This is a genomic window from Lysinibacillus xylanilyticus, assembly GCF_001183605.1.
Taxonomy (GTDB): domain Bacteria; phylum Bacillota; class Bacilli; order Bacillales_A; family Planococcaceae; genus Lysinibacillus; species Lysinibacillus xylanilyticus.
In genome coordinates, this window is record NZ_LFXJ01000005.1 from 345,601 (window position 1) to 362,513 (window position 16,913).

The 16,913-nt window shown below is 33.5% G+C and carries 14 protein-coding genes and 1 pseudogene; 12 read left to right on the plus strand and 3 right to left on the minus strand.

What is annotated here, in order from left to right; translation table 11 throughout:
- The first annotated feature begins 236 nt into the window (after positions 1-236).
- The 4 genes from ACZ11_RS04805 (at position 237) to ACZ11_RS04820 (ending at position 4,471) form a co-directional block, all read left to right on the plus strand.
- Positions 237-968, plus strand: a complete 732-nt coding sequence (locus ACZ11_RS04805; RefSeq protein WP_049664177.1) for a hypothetical protein — start codon at positions 237-239, stop codon at positions 966-968.
- A gap of 391 nt (positions 969-1,359) precedes the next feature.
- On the plus strand, positions 1,360-2,289 hold the full coding sequence (locus ACZ11_RS04810) for a hypothetical protein (protein ID WP_049664178.1): 930 nt from the start codon (positions 1,360-1,362) through the stop codon (positions 2,287-2,289).
- 289 nt (positions 2,290-2,578) lie between these two features.
- Positions 2,579-2,941: a hypothetical protein gene (locus ACZ11_RS04815; RefSeq protein WP_134008444.1), complete on the plus strand. Its 363-nt coding sequence runs from the start codon at positions 2,579-2,581 to the stop codon at positions 2,939-2,941.
- A gap of 162 nt (positions 2,942-3,103) precedes the next feature.
- Complete coding sequence (locus ACZ11_RS04820) at positions 3,104-4,471, plus strand: DUF3883 domain-containing protein (protein WP_049664180.1); 1,368 nt, start codon at positions 3,104-3,106, stop codon at positions 4,469-4,471.
- Between the two features lie 280 nt (positions 4,472-4,751).
- Here the strand turns inward: ACZ11_RS04820 and ACZ11_RS04825 are convergent, their stop codons facing one another.
- The gene (locus ACZ11_RS04825) at positions 4,752-5,009 is read right to left on the minus strand and encodes a helix-turn-helix domain-containing protein (protein WP_236690780.1); all 258 of its coding nucleotides are present in this window, start codon (positions 5,007-5,009) and stop codon (positions 4,752-4,754) included.
- Positions 5,010-5,172: 163 nt separating this feature from the next.
- Between ACZ11_RS04825 and ACZ11_RS04830 the strand changes: the two genes are divergently transcribed.
- The 3 genes from ACZ11_RS04830 to ACZ11_RS24695 all read left to right on the plus strand — a co-directional run bounded on the left by ACZ11_RS04830 (position 5,173) and on the right by ACZ11_RS24695 (position 8,290).
- The gene (locus tag ACZ11_RS04830) at positions 5,173-5,841 is read left to right on the plus strand and encodes a hypothetical protein (RefSeq protein ID WP_049664181.1); all 669 of its coding nucleotides are present in this window, start codon (positions 5,173-5,175) and stop codon (positions 5,839-5,841) included.
- A 353-nt stretch (positions 5,842-6,194) separates the two neighbouring features.
- Complete coding sequence (locus tag ACZ11_RS24690; RefSeq protein WP_053093198.1) at positions 6,195-7,097, plus strand: STM4504/CBY_0614 family protein; 903 nt, start codon at positions 6,195-6,197, stop codon at positions 7,095-7,097.
- Between the two features lie 296 nt (positions 7,098-7,393).
- Entirely contained in the window at positions 7,394-8,290 is an 897-nt protein-coding gene (locus ACZ11_RS24695; RefSeq protein WP_053093199.1) for a hypothetical protein, read from the plus strand.
- Between the two features lie 543 nt (positions 8,291-8,833).
- Here the strand turns inward: ACZ11_RS24695 and ACZ11_RS04845 are convergent.
- Both ACZ11_RS04845 and ACZ11_RS04850 read right to left on the minus strand, forming a co-directional pair.
- On the minus strand, positions 8,834-9,445 hold the full coding sequence (locus tag ACZ11_RS04845) for a kinase (RefSeq protein WP_049664183.1): 612 nt from the start codon (positions 9,443-9,445) through the stop codon (positions 8,834-8,836).
- Positions 9,446-9,803: 358 nt separating this feature from the next.
- Positions 9,804-10,013, minus strand: coding sequence for a hypothetical protein (locus tag ACZ11_RS04850; protein ID WP_049664184.1), 210 nt, complete (start codon positions 10,011-10,013; stop codon positions 9,804-9,806).
- Between the two features lie 496 nt (positions 10,014-10,509).
- On the opposite strand from ACZ11_RS04850, the gene ACZ11_RS04855 reads away from it, so the two are divergent.
- The 5 genes and pseudogenes from ACZ11_RS04855 (at position 10,510) to ACZ11_RS04875 (ending at position 16,910) form a co-directional block, all read left to right on the plus strand.
- Positions 10,510-11,094 carry a tyrosine-type recombinase/integrase gene (locus tag ACZ11_RS04855; protein ID WP_049664185.1) on the plus strand — a complete coding sequence of 195 codons (585 nt, stop codon included), beginning with the start codon at positions 10,510-10,512 and terminating at the stop codon, positions 11,092-11,094.
- 517 nt (positions 11,095-11,611) lie between these two features.
- Positions 11,612-12,538, plus strand: a complete 927-nt coding sequence (locus ACZ11_RS04860; protein WP_082172673.1) for a DUF4238 domain-containing protein — start codon at positions 11,612-11,614, stop codon at positions 12,536-12,538.
- 447 nt (positions 12,539-12,985) lie between these two features.
- Positions 12,986-13,093: pseudogene (locus ACZ11_RS27410) on the plus strand (hypothetical protein); the annotation flags it as partial.
- Positions 13,094-13,501: 408 nt separating this feature from the next.
- Positions 13,502-14,623, plus strand: a complete 1,122-nt coding sequence (locus ACZ11_RS04865; protein WP_049664188.1) for an S-layer homology domain-containing protein — start codon at positions 13,502-13,504, stop codon at positions 14,621-14,623.
- A gap of 1,354 nt (positions 14,624-15,977) precedes the next feature.
- Positions 15,978-16,910, plus strand: a complete 933-nt coding sequence (locus tag ACZ11_RS04875; RefSeq protein ID WP_049664191.1) for an ABC transporter ATP-binding protein — start codon at positions 15,978-15,980, stop codon at positions 16,908-16,910.
- The last annotated feature ends 3 nt before the right edge of the window (positions 16,911-16,913 follow it).

Here is a 16,913-nt window from a genome sequence, read left to right on the forward strand (position 1 = left end):
TAGGGGTTAATTATGTAATTAATCAAGGTTGTTTAACTTTATAGATGTTAAAGAGGTAACAAAGGATTTGAGGGAGTATCTATAATTATTAATTGCTGTCTATGTCTTAGATTCAGTTTGTTTCTATGATGTAGGCAATTATTTTAGCAACATGCCATTGTTATTACTATGTCTTCAAGGTAAGGTGAAGTCAATTAGTGAATCGAACAATTTAGATTATTTTAGGAGGATACTTTATGGACGAAATATATACAAGATTTGGTATTGATGCAAAAGATGCAAATGGAGTGATTGCTACAAGGGTATATGATATCCATAAACCATTAGATTTGTATTACAGACTAATTGGGTTGGAACTACAAGATTTTACATACTATTTAGACGATATGAAATTAAGTGTAGAAAAAATTAAGAATGAAATGCTTGAAAGAGATTTAGATGCATTTAATTTTTTATTGTCGAATGATTATGAGTATGCACACCGAATTGATATTAGGTATCAGTATCTACTAAATAATTCTGTCTTTATAAGTATATACAGTCTTTTAGAGGATGTTCTTTACAGATTCATTGAAATTTGTAAGTATCGTTTAAAAATAGAAGAGACATTAAAAGAAAATAGAAAGCTACCCATACTTACTCAGTATTTTAACATTATAGAAAAAGCCTTGAATTATAAGATTCCTAAGAATTTCAAAAATAATTTTTCTAACTATAGAAAATTAAGGAATTGTATTGTTCGTAAAAGAGGTTATATTACTTGGATGGGTGAATCAGACAAAAAGCTCATAAAGGTTGTTGAAGATTTATCTGATAAAAGCATTGGTCTATCTGAAAATGGAAAAGGAATTATTTTAGGTGAAGAGGCTTGTGATTATTTTATAGTTGAAATAGAAAAGTTGTTTAAATTACTATGTGAAGTTCTAATAAAAGAAGAAACTAAGAAGAGAAGTTTGAGTTCCTCATAAAATAGGAATTTAAGTATATGTAAGGCATATAGAACAAGATTTTAGATAAAAATTACTTGTTTCAATGATGAAGGTCGTTTTTTTGTACCGAGCTTTGAACTAAACTCTACTATGTAACAGAAATAGTTGTCAAAAAGTTATTAATCTTGTATAATATTGTATTAAGGCACTTGAAGCCATTTTATGAAACTTTACATTTAAAATGAAACCTAAACATTAACTAAGCCATACAGGCTATATTATATGAAAACTAATACATTCTACTAACATGCAGCGGTAGACAATACTAAATTGGATTTTTCTTAGAAATAAGAAGGTCTGATTGGTGTTGTCTACCTTTTTTGTTGGCTCTGAGTACCTAATAAATTATTTAGGAAAAGGAAGAAATAGTATGAATTTTTATCAAATCAAATCAACATTGAAAATCACAGGAAAGGAATCTAAGGTGTTCCTACCAAACGAAATTTTTGATGACTTACAGGGCTACATTACCAGTGGCACACATTTGGCATATGCTTACAGTTATTACTACCTTACACATTTCTTATATCGCAACTGTAAGTATCTTAACACTGAGGTTTTCCTTGATGGAAATGTCATTAAGCAGGTGTTGGGCTACGCTGAAAGCAATCGCACAATGAACTACATCACTAAAAAAGGTGGATTGCTTGATGATATTGGTTATACAGAATCTATAAAAAATATCCCTTTAGGTTGGGAACTCAAGGAAATAGAAGGTTTAACTTTTACAATGGCTTATGATATGCCGAAAGATATGTTACCTGAGATTCCTAAGATGTTCTTCTTAAAGAAACCATCCAAAGCGTTTGAGCGAACTATTTTAAAGCACGATATAGAAACTAATCAGATAGTTGAAGAAGAAGCGCAGGGAACATTCTTTGATGTTTCAAATACACATTCAGTGGACTTTAATGTGTTCATGTACTGTATGGCAAACGATGAAATAGGTACAATAGGTTTCTATCTGTATAGTTGGTTGAAGCATAAGCATGACATTTTTAGAAATGGTTATGACGTATCTTACGAAAAGCTAAGTGCTGAAACAGGTCTACCAAGACGTACGATGATTAAATACCTTAATGCTCTAAAGGGTTACAATTTAATTAGCTTTAAGTTCAATCAACAGTATTATGTGATAGGTATGACAGATGGTGATAGAATGGCAACTACTTACTATGCAAACAGTTACAGTAATTTCTATGAAGTACCAAAGTCATTCAAAAAGATGATGGTTATGAGCAAAGATGATTACAACAAAAGGAATGATGTAGTAGTGACTATGGAGCAATTACCTTTTTAAAAAAAAAAAATGTAGATATTTGCACTATATAGAATAGAAGCATAGATGAACTATGATTCGTATTATTTCCGTATTAATAGGGAGTAATAGAGTAGTGGTAGGTCATTATACTTCTATTTTATATAGTGCAGAAACATACATTAGTTGATTTTGAAATAAATGAACAGTGATAGAAGCAACAGTAGTGAACTAGTATAAAAGCTTCTGTAATGGCTTATTACTGTTACCTAATACTGAATTAGCAACGACTAAACAAGTTGCTGAGTTCTACGGTGTAGAATTAAACACTTTGAAGCAATTGGTCAAACGCAACTCAGTGGAGCTTGAATCCAATGGTATGAAAATGACGGCTTACCTTGAGATTAAAGCAGATATGGATAAAGGGTACAAGATGTACACTTTAAATGAGCTAGGGGAATACGGTGTTTCTCGTAGAGGTTCATACATCTTCACAAAACGAGCAATCCTATTGGTTGGCTTCATGCTACGTGATTCTAAGATAGCTCAAGAGGTTCGAAATCAAGCTCTAAACATCATTGAGAACTCTAGTGATGAACATAAGACATTCGAGATAACAAAAGAGAAAGAGCTACTTATGGCTATTATGTTTGCTTCTAATGAGATTGACACATGTTCCCTAAACAGCGCTTAGAATAACTGAGTGACCAACTATTCACCTGTTCATTTCTCGATTCATTGAGAGCGTTGTAGGGACTGAATAATGATAGTAAAATACTTTACAATAAAGTGAAGATTGCAAATAAATCCATTTTATGTGTTAAGGTTGATTGTATTGGAGAATGGAGGAATAAATATGAATTTGTTAGGCATTACAAGAAGTCAATTAATATTGATTGACAATGAAAGTTTTCTCAATGAGTTTGTTACGCAGTTTTATTCTAAAGATTCATACAATCAGGTTTATAGCAAGTTAAATAAGCATGTTATTAAGAAGTTTGGAAAACATTTTTCTGAATTTATCTATGATGATTATCTAGTTATTCAAAATGAAAAGAAAAGCAGCGCAGATATTAAAAATTACGCAAATACACTTTTTAAGTTCTTATTTTCTAAAGAAGTTCTCGTAGATGATGAGTTCAAAGGAATTTTTCCTCTTGAAAAAGTAAAGGAGCATTTTGTAAAACGAACTCAGAATAAAGATAGATTTAAACTGAGTAGACCAATAAATAAGTACCCTATTTTGGAATTTGAGGATTTACTTAAGTTAGAAAGTTTTTATGAAGTACATACAGATAACATAGAAAAACTTAAGATGAAATTATGTTGGTACATTCTTAATGAATATGACTTTAATAATAAAGATATTTTGAGTATTAAGAGCGATAACTTTGATAGCGGTCAATTACACATTGGAGATGAAACTATTGACTTACCGAATATTTTTGAGGAGTTATTTGAGCAGTTAAGTAAACGTAAAAATGATGGATTCACGAATTTGAATGGGAACTTGAAAGATTTAGCAAGAGAAGTTGGCATTACAAAAAATCTTACTCCTCAACTGATTAAGAACACTAAGACAGTTAATACTTTAACGTGCCCTAATTGCCAAGAAAAATATTCATCGGACTTGCATAATTGGTGTGCCATTGAAGAAAAACTTGTATGTAAGGATTGTGGAGATTTGTTAAGAAAAGTATTCGGTTATCAGCAACTGTCAAATAGTCCTATTGAGAAGGTAAACAACTTCGAAGTGTTTGAGACACTTGAAAAGGAATACGATAAAAGAAAAAAGGAACTAACTAAGAAAGGAGTGGATTTTCAAAGGTTGTATGAAGTGATGCAAGAAATAGGTAGAATGGGGGAAAAGTATGTTTTTAAACTAGAATATCAAAAGTTAATTAACACCCCATTCGCAAACAAAATTGACAAGTCAATTGCAGATAATCCGAAAAATGGTTACGATATATTATCTTATGATTTGGAAGGAAATAAAATCTATATTGAGGTTAAAGCAACTTCTACTGATAAAGATGAGTTCTATATTTCACAACATGAACTAGATACCGCAGAGCAATTACTGAAAAGTGGAAAGAAACATTATGTTTATTTCGTAAAGGATATTCTTTCAGAAAATCCGATTCTAACTATAATTGATAATGTTTTAGATGATGATAGATTCACTAAAGTTGGTCATAATTGGAAAATGATTAATGGGAATTGAGGAAAAGGTGAGCAAATGCTCTCCTTTTTTTGTTTCCTACCTCCTCAAAACTGTACTCAGACGATTAAAGAATTAGATAGATGTCAGTTGGGTTGGATAGATTGCTCTCAGGTGGGTTCTGTGTGCCGATACACCTTCCACAGAGGAAGTAGTGTCGAAGGTGAGCGTGACATAACAGAGTGCTTTGCTACAAGCCCTATGAGCAACGATAGCGTTATAAATAACTTAGGTGTCATAATCATGCTTAAGGTGGTCATAGAGCTTGTGTGAGCATTTATAGCTATACCGTAGTTCGCTTAATAGTGTGACCTTCAAATTCATTTTCTAGTAGCTGAACAAATTCAGAGGGTTTCATTTCAAGTGCTTCTGACAAAAGAAAAATAGTAGTGATGGTAGGTTGTTTGATATTCCGCTCCAACATGCTTATATAAGTTCTGTCTAAACTGCTTCTATGAGCTAATTCTTCTTGTGAAAGTTTTAGAGATTTACGAACTCGTTTTAATACTGTACCAATTGTAATATTTTCGATTTCATTCAAGAGACAAAATCTCCTTTTTAAATCAATTACAATGGTATGTAAGACACTAAACCACATACTATGGACTACAAAAGTAATTAAGTTTTAAATTTATATACTAATATAGTCATAAATGTAGTATTATGTATTTGTAGACCATAGTATTATTATTGGAGTGGAATTAATGACAAAAAATAACACAAAATCAAAAATTATAGTAGCAATTATAACATTAGTTTTATTAGTAGCTTTTTCAGGTTATTTTATTAAAATATACAAAGAAAAAGAAGCTAGAGAAGAACTAGAAGCTTTGGTTGAATCAAAAGAATGGGCTTACGAGAGCTACATTGACTCAATAAACAACATGGAGAAAACAAGTGCTGTCGCTAAAAACTTAAAAATCATAAGGTTGTCATGGGATGCACTTGATGAAATTGAGAACAATGAAGAATACAAGAAAACAAACAAGGGAAATGAACATTTAGACAAGCTTAAAAAAGAAGCGATAGAGAATATGAATAACTCATTTGCGTCTGTTATGAAAGGAAATGTACTCTATAAGGACTATACAGAAGCAGAGTTATTTGCTGACGAGAAATATATCACTAAAGAAAATATGGCGCTATACCATGAAGCAGAAGATGTTTTTGACAGATATATCTCAGCAAAGTCAAAAGAGCTAAAAGAGAGCTTAGGAGAGGTTAAAACAGGTCACTCAGAGGACGAAGTGAAACTCATTTTAGGTTCTCCTAATAATATTTTCAATTCAGATGAAGCAGAGTTTTGGACATATGATGATATGGTTTTGACAATGAAAGATGGATATGTTTTTGATATAACCAACTCAAATTGAGTAGTGGGGCTAAGGGATAGAGCAATCAGCTCTATCTTTTTTGTTGTCTTGTCAGAAGCTTATAGTCACGCTATGAGGTGCTTTGATGAAGTCATGACATTGGTTGTCTGCTTCAATGGAGCGTCATGTGAGCTATGCTAGAGGTGGTTAGGAGCAATGGAGAACATTCCGTATGCACTTCAAAGTGGGTCGTGACGACATAGAGAGAGTGTGCAGTGATTCAGCAGATTTAATATATGATTTTTTAGCACAGTATTCAAGAAATATATAAAACCTAAAGACAAAGCCATATGATTCTAACCTTGAGATTATTAGGTTAATTGTGTAACATTTAGGTGTAAGGAGGCTTGGTTATGGGGAGTTTATATGAGTTTGAACAGAGAATGGGATTTAGAGAACATAATGAGGTTTATCAATATGAGATGGTTAGTGAGAAATTAAGAAATCAGTTTATATTATTAGTTTCAGAGTGTGTTCCCTATTCAGAATATGACTTATGGACACCTGTTACAAAAATACTTAATATTGAATTTGGTGAGATGAAGACCAATGGTATTTCGAATAAGGTTCAAGTTATTAAAATATTAAAGATGTGCAATAATGTTGGGGCATTATATTGCTTTGAAATTGTATTAGCAACACTAGAAGAATTAGTACAGTATGAAGTAGCAGAATCTACTGAAGGTGCAGGAGAATTAGTAGAGCATTTCCATTACTTAATTAGTGAGGTAAATAAAAAGTTTAGAGAAAATTCCTTAGGTTATGAATACATATCGGGGAATTTAATAAGAATAGATAGTAAGTTCATTCATCAAGAGGTAATAGTTAATGCTATTCAACTCTTATATGAAAACGAATTTGAGAGTGCTTCAAATGAGTATATGCAAGCATTTAATGATTACAAAAATGGAAATCTAAAAGGTTCTATCACAAATGCAGGGAAAGCATTTGAAAGTACTATGAAGATTATTTGTGAAGAATTGAATTACTCGTATAAACAAAGTGATAATGCTAAGAAGTTAATTTCAACTTTGATGAATAAAGAGTTTATTCCAAGTTATTTGCAGACACACTCTAGCGGATTAAGTAACACTTTAGAAAGTGGCTTACCAACTGTAAGGAATAAACATTCACATGGTGATGGAGTAATTGAAGTTGAAGTAACCGATAAGATTGTTCGGTATGCACTAAATCTATGTGCCACAAATATTGTGCTTTTAGTTGAAATCTACAATGAATATATTCATCACGGTTAGTACAGCGAAGTGGCGCTGTTACCAATGACGATACGATAATGTTTGACTACTTCAATTTAATTTTGAAGTGGTCATTTCATTTACTATCGAACTAAATTCCTGTTGATAATGCTAGTGGAATAAAATAGATTAGAACAGATTGTAACGCATCGAGATTTGTTCAAGTGGATGGTTGGTTGCATTGATTGCACTCAGATTGCTTCTCAGTTCTAAAGCAATGGCTATATCGCTTTTTCTAGAAATACGGTCGCTTTTTGTCTTATAATGGAATAAATATAATATAAGGGGTGTAAGTTGTGGTAGAGATGGTTGCTGAATCTAAACAGAATGAATCAAGTGAAACAGAAACAGAGACAAAGAAATTAAAAGTTGGTTTAATAATGCCTATATCGCATACTGAAGGTTATCCCGTAGGGCATTGGGGTGACGTGAGAAAAATAATTGAAGAAGCATTAAGTGAGTTTAAGGATTATAAAGTTGAAGTAAGTATGGTTAGCGAAGCAGAGGATTCTACATTAATTCAAAAAACAATAATTCAAAGAATCTATTCTGATGATATTGTAATTGTTGATGTTAGTTCTAAGAATCCAAATGTAATGTTCGAACTAGGTGTAAGATTGGCATTTGATAGACCGTTTATATTGTTAAAGGATGATTCAACAGATTATGTTTTTGATATTTCATCTATATACCATATAAATTATCCGAGAGATTTAAGGTATAAAGATATTGTTGATATGAAGAATCAATTGAAATTGAAATTAGATGCTACTTATAAGAAGTCGTTAAAAGAAGAAAGTATGTACTTAAAAGATTTTGGTACATTTAAAGTAGCGAATTTACAAAGCACAGAATTACCTATGATGGACTATCTTCAAAAAATGTTTAGTGATGTTAAGCGAGAAATTAGAGAAGTGAAGCCTAATAAGGTTGAATCGAAATTAACGTATCAATTCAGTGAAGAAAATAGGAAGAAAAGAGATAAGATATTAAAAGATAGAATTAATTTGATAGTTAGAGAATACATTGCGAATAATGATGTTGGAGATGGTTCGGAGTTATTCAGTGTAGAACATGAGGTTTTAGATTGGATTAATAGAGATAATGTGGTTAAGAGTTTAACTGAAGATAAAAATAAATTATATTTAGTGTTAAGCGATGTTTTAGATGACCTTGGTTATTTACCGTTTTAATATATTGCTATGCAGGAACTAGAATGAAATACAAACTAATATAAGAAGTCATGATATGCGGTAGAGTGAATTAATGCTCTATCGCTCTTTATTGTCTGGTCACACGTTCACCAATGAACCACAAGTCGCTAGACATTGCCATACAGATTTGCTTTAACGCTTCAATGAAACACTGTCAGAGTCATACTAGAGATAGATAGGGACAATGGAAAACATTCCGTAAATATTTCAAAGCATGTCGAGATGATATAGAGAACGCTTATCTTGATTCAAAGGATATTATGTACGATTTCCTACTAGCACATCACAATTAAGTTGGTGTGCTTTTTATATTGCCTACCTCTACAGAACAGCATTGTAACGCATCGAGATTCGTTCAAGTGGATATTTGGTCACATGGATTAATCTCACAGTTGGTTCTATGAAGCGTACTTGAGATTTTTGAGGAAGTATAACAAAAGAGCTTGCATATATGAGAATCAATCATAAACACAAGTCCTAGTTTGCTGTAATGAAGTTGGAATTTATTTTAATAAACTACCATTATACACGTTGAATACTATGAGCAAATTTTAATGGGGTCTGTTTTTCTAAATAATAATTCTCTGCTACCCAATATCTTTTTTGGTATTTCTTTAATCGTTCTTCTAAATCTCCTAAGTAAGTATCACGATGAAGTACACGTTCATACCTTACTTCTTTAGGGCAATCTAGGAATATTATATAATCGTAAAATGTTTTCCATTCTTCTCTCAAAAGAAATATGCCTTCGATGATTACTGTGCTATTAGGTGGTAAGTTGATTGATTTGCTTGTCAAGGTATCTTCTTCTTTGTTGTAAAATGGCAAAAGTAATTGCTTTTCGTTTTGATGTAGTTTTTCGTATAAAATTTCTTTTAGATAAATAGTATCCCATTGTAGCTGATAATATTCAAACCATTCATCATAGCCTGTGTTATATCTCATTTCTCTTTTAACAATATGGTCATCAATATGTAAAATCACTACATTATCAATTACATTTTTAAGTTGATGTACAAGCGTAGTTTTTCCTGCACCACTTAGCCCGTCGATTGCTACGATAAAAGGTCTATCTAAGTGATGCTTTTTATATTCTTCTTTGATTTCTTGTTTTAAAATATCGTTCATATCCATATAAATTACCTTTCCCCCAATTAAATGAAGATTCTCTATATGGGAAAATCATAACATAATGAAATGTGAGTTGGTAGAAGAATGGTAAATGTGCAACAAGTTAGATTGACTGTTACGACAAGAATGTTAGCAAGCGTCTAAAAGTGTTTAACGAGCTACAGAGCGTTGATAGCTGAATAGAGGAAATCATTTTTACAGGTTGTCTGATTGGAGCTACCAAGCCATTTGTGAAGCTGTAGGAGTGATTGAGGGAGCAAACAAAAGGACTTGCATATATGAAAATTTATCATACAGACAAGTCCTATTCTTTTGAGTTAAGCACTCGTTTGTGAAATAGAATTTATTTGATTTTGTAGTTTTAGTTATAGCTTTTTATAGCCTTCCCAACACCAAATGTGGCTAGAAGGATTAACGTTAAAGAAAAAATCAACGCCCATATATTTCCTTCCCCAAACAGAGCAGTTAATACAACATCAAACGAAGGTACACCCAACGAACTCAGCAATGGTAATGCAAGAGCTGTTGTAAGAAAACCCATTACGAAAATTACAAATGTTTTTTTGTTCATAGTATTCACCTCCTTTGTTACAAAATAACAAAATTTGGAATTGACAGTCATTTTTTGTAGTATAGCACATTTACAAATATTGGTGTGAGGTGAATGTTTAAGTGCGTTAAATAAGATTGACTGTTATCACAGGCGACACGACAAGACCTAAACCGTCCCATACTAATCTAATCAATCGCTAATCCATTATGAACCACATCATAAACCCGTACAGATTGCACCAATGGATAAACAGATGAAAGAGCAGCGAGTTACAGGTCAAATTGTTTCATTGATTAATGCGAGTAATTATTGATGGATATTTACATAGAGAAATGTAGGTGCTAACGATAGCCCACATAAATTAAAAGTGTTATCGTAAGTTGAATGTATGCTTTTGGTGAAAAGGATACATAACGAATGTTGATGTAGAGCCATTCTTATATAGACTGATATACGAATGTATGGTATTGTTTATATATTGACATAAGGATACATAATAAAAGGGGTTATAAACATGGCAAACACGAAATCGAAAGAAGGTACATTAATTGATGTACAACCGTTGAAAGAAAAGAAAGATATTAATAACTTGATTGAAGCATTGGGAATGACGAAAGAATTTGGTCTACGCAATCAACTTTTATTCAAGTTAGGGATTACAACAGGTTTACGTTGTGGTGATTTAGTAGCGCTAAATGTAGAACAGGTTAAAGGGAAATCGAAATTTCAAATCCTAGAAGGCAAAACTAAAAAAGAGCGTACAGTGATTCTATCACACGTAATGGAGGAAATTGCAGATTATACAGCAACACTGCCAACAGGCACAGTTTACCTATTCCCAAGCCGTAAAGGTGACGGTCATATTTCAACTACACAGGCATACAGAATCATTACTAATGCAGGTGACATGATTGGTAGGGAGGACATTGGTACTCACACAATGCGTAAGACGTTTGGCTATACATACTACCAAGCGACAAAAGACGTAGCCACACTAATGGAAATCTTCAATCACTCATCACAAAAGACAACATTGCGTTACATTGGGATAACAGAGGAATCAATTGAAAATAGCATTAAAAGTGTATCTTTCTTCTAACGGCTCTATTGTTCTAAAAGTATTGATACATAAGGGGTTATCACCTATTCGTTAACTACAAATTGACTTGTAAAATTCACATTTTACCTAGAGGTGATATTGCAGGTCAGTGAGTGTGTCAGAGCCATACAGCAACGTCACAGGAGCGCTACACAGAGCCGTCACAGGTCGAGTTGACACATTAATCATTCTAGTATCAGAACGTCTTACAGAGCCATCTGAATAGGGTTGGGGAAATATTGACAAAGAGCGGTAAACCTACCCCCGCACTTTCCGATATACCGAAAAATGGCATTTCAAAGAGAGCGTGTCCCGTTCCCTCAACACCTAACTAGAAAGAAATCGAAACGATATGATAAAGAAAGGCTGTTTTCTCAAAGATTGTTGTTATTCAACTAACGGAGCAGGTTAGTTCAATATAAACTATTTCCACACCTAAAATAAGAGTTGTTATTTTTTATTAATATTAGTATAGTTCAAAAAGATAATTTGAATTGATAGTAAGGGAGTGGTAATTATGTCAGGAATTAACCAGCACTTTGTTCCAAGGTTATACTTAAGAAAATACACCAATTTTAAGGAGTCCATCTGGGTGTATGATAAGATACAAAATAAAACTTACAACCCAGGCCTAATGGGGGTATCTTCAGAGAATTTTTTTTACACATTATCGGAAAAGGAAATTAATGATATTAAGAAAGAGTTACTTCAAGATGAGATTAATCCAAATTTTGTGGATGACTTATTTACCTATGAAATAGAGCCTGTATTTAATAATTCTCTTGAAAAACTACTTAACTCTTATAGCAAATTAAAAAATGAAAATGAATATGTATTATTAGAATCCGACTTATCACAATTAGCCTTCAGTCTAGCCTTCCAGTATTACAGAACAAAGTCTTTCCGTAACGGAATGCAACAAGACTTCAAAAGTTTTATAAGTAGAGCATTAAATGCTGAGTCTGTTGCGGAAATAGGAGGCTTTTTTGATGAGAGAATAGTACTTGAACATTCTAAAAAAATCTTTAGTAAATCCTATGTTTTAGCAGAAAAACTAGCCAACGATTACATTTGGATTCTTATGGAAAATAATACAGGAATACCCTTTTATACATCGGATACCCCAGTGGTAGCTTGGGTATTAGACGATGGGGAATTTCTACAAGCTATACATGAACCACCGAATGAAATTGACCAATATGCTATTCCTCGGACCGATAAACTCTTATTAGTACTTGCAAAGAGGGAGGAATTTTTAACTGAAATTTTGAATCATCGTAAGGTTAAATCAATAAAGAAAGTTGAAGAAATAGAATTTTACAATGTAGCTCAACTACATGCTTGTTTTCGACAGGTATTTTGTATTTCAAAAGATTTCGCTATGATAAATGGTTTAGATACAATTTTACCTGACCGTACTGCGGGGAAGGTGAAGATAAATTAGTTTTTTCTTTCAAATGTAAAATCAAATTTGTGTCATCTTCTTCAGAAATAATTAGAATATTAAACTATTTGCCTAATTGAACTAACAGAGTGCTTTAGTTTAAGAAGAACTTACGAAAGCTCAAAACAAAAAGACCAAGTTAATCTGCAAAATGTGTAGGTTCAACTTGGTCTTTATGTTTTAATAGCAACAATCTATACGAAAACAGCCTAAAGAAAAGAGCGATTGTATATGGTCGTATGTCTTCCTATTAAATATGACCTGTATCAACCACACAAATTGGGGTTACTAAGAAACGAGACTAGTATTCAACTTTTCAAAATGCTATTCTATCAATAGAAGGTGATAGTATTGCGTTCTGAAATCATTCTATTCTTAAATATCCGTATAATCCTTGCTCTGTAAGGGTTTCTGAGCTTTGGAAGATGTTTCATGAAGCCTTAAGGAACAACAATTCCATTCCACCAAGCATTGATGAACAATGACGTTTTCAAATCAGCGCAATTCAATACGAAGTTCCTAGAAGAGAATGATGTTTTGGGGACAAGCAAGTAAGGCGTATCAACGTTTAATCGTCTCGGCTATTAGTCGGGAAGCTTGCGAAATAGTTGTGCGGTATTTGTCAGCGGAATAGAATTAGGAATAAAACAAAACGGAATATCCGATTTTTAGACCCTTTAACGAAACGAATTCGTTAGGGGGTCTTTTTTGTGCGTAAAAGTAGTCAGCGTACCTGTATTTTCGATTTAGAAAATACTAGGCTTTATTTTGTGGTTTGTGACATAAGGTAACTACGTTTCAGCCGATTTCTTAGAGCGTGCGCCATTCTGCTAGTTATTGGGTGCGGTTGTCAAGCGTAAAACTATTAAAATTTCCATATTTTTCACTCTATTTATATTAGTAGCAGTCATGTAAACTATGTCTATTGGTAGAAATTTAATAGAAGAAAGTAGAGGAAAACCAATGAAAGCAATATATGTTTTTTTATCTTCCCTTATATTATTTGGACTTATTTCTGTTTCGCCAGCAGAAGCAGCAGAAAAATCCATCGATAGGTATTTTTTGGAGGATGTTGATTACGATCATTGGGCATACAATGAATTGGAACGCTTCTTGTATTCGGATATCATAGACGGATATGTGGAAACAGAATCGTTTGAAGAAGATGGAGAGAAATATGAATACACATCCGTCTCTATAAAACCAAAAAATTCGATTACTCGTGCTGAGTTCACTAAAATTTTAGTGAATTCGATGAATTTACGTGCAGGTGAAACAGTTAAATCTTTCCCTGATGTAAAACCGGTGAATTGGTATTACGAGTATGTTAAGGTTGCTAGTAGCCAAGGCATTATCAATGGTAAACCAGACGGTACTTTCCGACCGAATGACAAGATTACTCGTAACGAAATGGCAGTCATGATTTACCGTGCATTCGAGTCAAAGCTTGATTTTTCAGCAACAGGAAAAGTATTCCCGGATGTACCACAGGGAAATTTCGCCTATGAAGCGGTTATGAAAACGGCAGCTGTAGGAATTATCAAAGGGTACGGAGATGTTTTCAAACCTTACAATGATGCAACTCGTGCTGAAGCTATCGTGATGATTGACCGTGCCTTACATCTAGAGCCCGAAACAGATGGAGATCAACTTGCGATCATTCAAACAGTTGATCGTAACATTAAAGATGAGATGAAATTCACTGTACAAAAAGACTTAAAAGCATTAGAAGCACTTTATCGTGAAACGACAATTGGTTACCAATTAGCTTATTCACTTGATAGTTTGGATATGGTAGGTATGTTTGAAGGATCAGATACTATATTCAAGATGGAGCCGATTGGTGAATATGCGATCAATGCTGTTTCTGTAAATAATCATTTTGCTCAAGTCCGCATTGATAACTTAGTATATAATGAATCTTTGACAGCTCCAGATATGTCTTTTAACATGAAAATTGACTTATCAGGAACTGCTCATCTTAAGAAAAGTGATGATGGTAAATGGAAAATTTACAACGTTGTTCTTGATGAAGATGACTATGAACAAGATTGGAAAGAAGCATTAGAAACTGAGATCAACTAAGAACAAAAAAGCGGAAAAAGAAATCGCATAAAAAGCAAAGTAAATAAAAAGAAAGACGATAGCCTTATTGGCCGTCGTCTTTATTGTTGTCTACCCACTCTATACGCCCGGAATAGAATAGGGAGTAGAACACCTATCAAAGTTCGTAATTTTATAACCTTCTAGCTTTTATTAGTTAGGAGGTTTTTTTATGTCTAAAAATAAGCAGAGAACAGGCATGATTGACATTATAAGGGGGCATACAGCACAGGGAGAAGCGATAAGTTCAAATAGATTCCACAAAGAAAAAAGAGCCGCATATGCATCTTAATGATCTTCAAGAAAAACACTTCGTTAGTTTAACAAATTTATATATTTTACTAAGAACATTCAGTCCACTTACTAGGGGCCACACTTTTGTAAATAGATTAGTTTTTCATTAAATGTTTAATTTTTACACTTAATATATAGTCTGTTTGTAGCATAAAATTATAGTAGGTGTCTATTGCAAAAGGTTGCTAAATTAGTAATTTCGATTATTAGTGTGATTGTTTCGACTATAAAGAGAAACAGTACCATAAGGACAAGAGTATGGTTTTCCTAATGGATAAAATTTTCGGAGAGAAAAATTTATTTTGTTCAATCTATTAAATTGTATTCTTTTCAAGAGGGGATTGTAATTTGAATAGTCATTTTTACAAATTTAAAGAGTATTCATTAAGAGGTTTATTAAATCTACCAATTAATTGTATTGATATATTTTAATAGACATAATGTAAAAAAATAACTATACTGAATAGTGCGAAAACTACAGGGATTAAAGTCACATGTAATTATCTTTCAACAAAAAGGGGCACATAACAATGAGAAACAAAATTAAACACGGTATTTTTATTTTGTTGGCTTCTTCCGCGTTCGATCATGTTACAACCAACCTAGGATTGTCTAAAAAAATCACTTCTTTCAATGAAATCTTTCCTTTGACAGTCACGGAAGGTATCTTTGTCGGAATCAATATGATTCTTTATTTGTACGGATTGTTTGTTTTATCTAGTGGGATCGTCCAGCTTATTAAGAGAAAGAGGTATGCGTAGTTTCAAAGAATCGATGGAGAGAATGCGAAGTGTCCCCGTTGGTCGTAGATGGAGGCACTAGCGCATTCTTCATTTCCTTTATTTGGTTTGTTAGGGTATTTTTATCTTTTGGTAAATGAGATTGCCGATGGGATAGGGGAGTTGTATATGATAAGTAACAGCGACAGTAGTAAGGTGGTCAAGGAGATGTACCCTCCCACGTCTTTGCAGGAAAGAAATGTGAAATCAAGAGAGTAATCGGAGAGTACCCGCATTGCAATACGTTTGAGGAGGGAAATAGGATGATCATTGAAGTAACGGGTCTGGTGAAAAAGTACAAGGATTATACAGCTGTGAATGGTGTCAATTTGAGTATTAACGAAGGTGAAATATTTGGCCTGCTGGGACCTAACGGTGCAGGCAAATCGACAACGATGAATACTTTGCTGGGCTTGTTAAGAGTCAACGATGGCACAGTGAAGATGTTCGGCAAGGATTTTTCCAAACATGCGAGAGAAATTAAAAGATCTGTCGGATATGTGCCGCAGGACTACGCTTTTTTCGAGACCTTAAGCGCCATCGACAATGTGATGTATTGGGGTAAGTTATATGGATTGCGTGGCGAAAAGTTAGATAAAGCCGTGCAGGAAGCGCTAGAGTTTACCGGACTCTGGGACAGAAGAAAAGGCATTGCTAAGACTTTTTCGGGTGGTATGAAGAGACGTCTGAACATCGCTTGTGCGATTGTACATAAGCCGCGTATCTTGTTTATGGATGAACCGACGGTCGGAATCGATCCTCAATCGCGCAACAATATTCTGGAATCAATCAAAATCATGAATCAAAATGGGATGACTATCATCTATACGACACATTACATGGAAGAAATCGAGGTCATCTGCGAACGTGTTGCTATTATGGACTTTGGTAAAGTGATCGCACTTGGAAGCATCGAGGAGCTGATCGATTCCATTTCGACAGGAAATCGATTGAGCCTGGAGCTTGTATCGAATACCGAAACTGCCGTTTCAGTGATTGAAAAGACGGATGGCGTCACCGCATGCAATAACATAAACGGAGTACTTGACATCCATTTGGAAAAAAACGAGAGATCCCTTACGGTGTTATTGGAAAATCTAATCCAGAATGAATATGAAATTAAATCCATGACGATGGAAAAACCGAATCTGGAGACGGTGTTCTTGCAGTTAACTGGTAAAAAACTGAGAGACTAATTC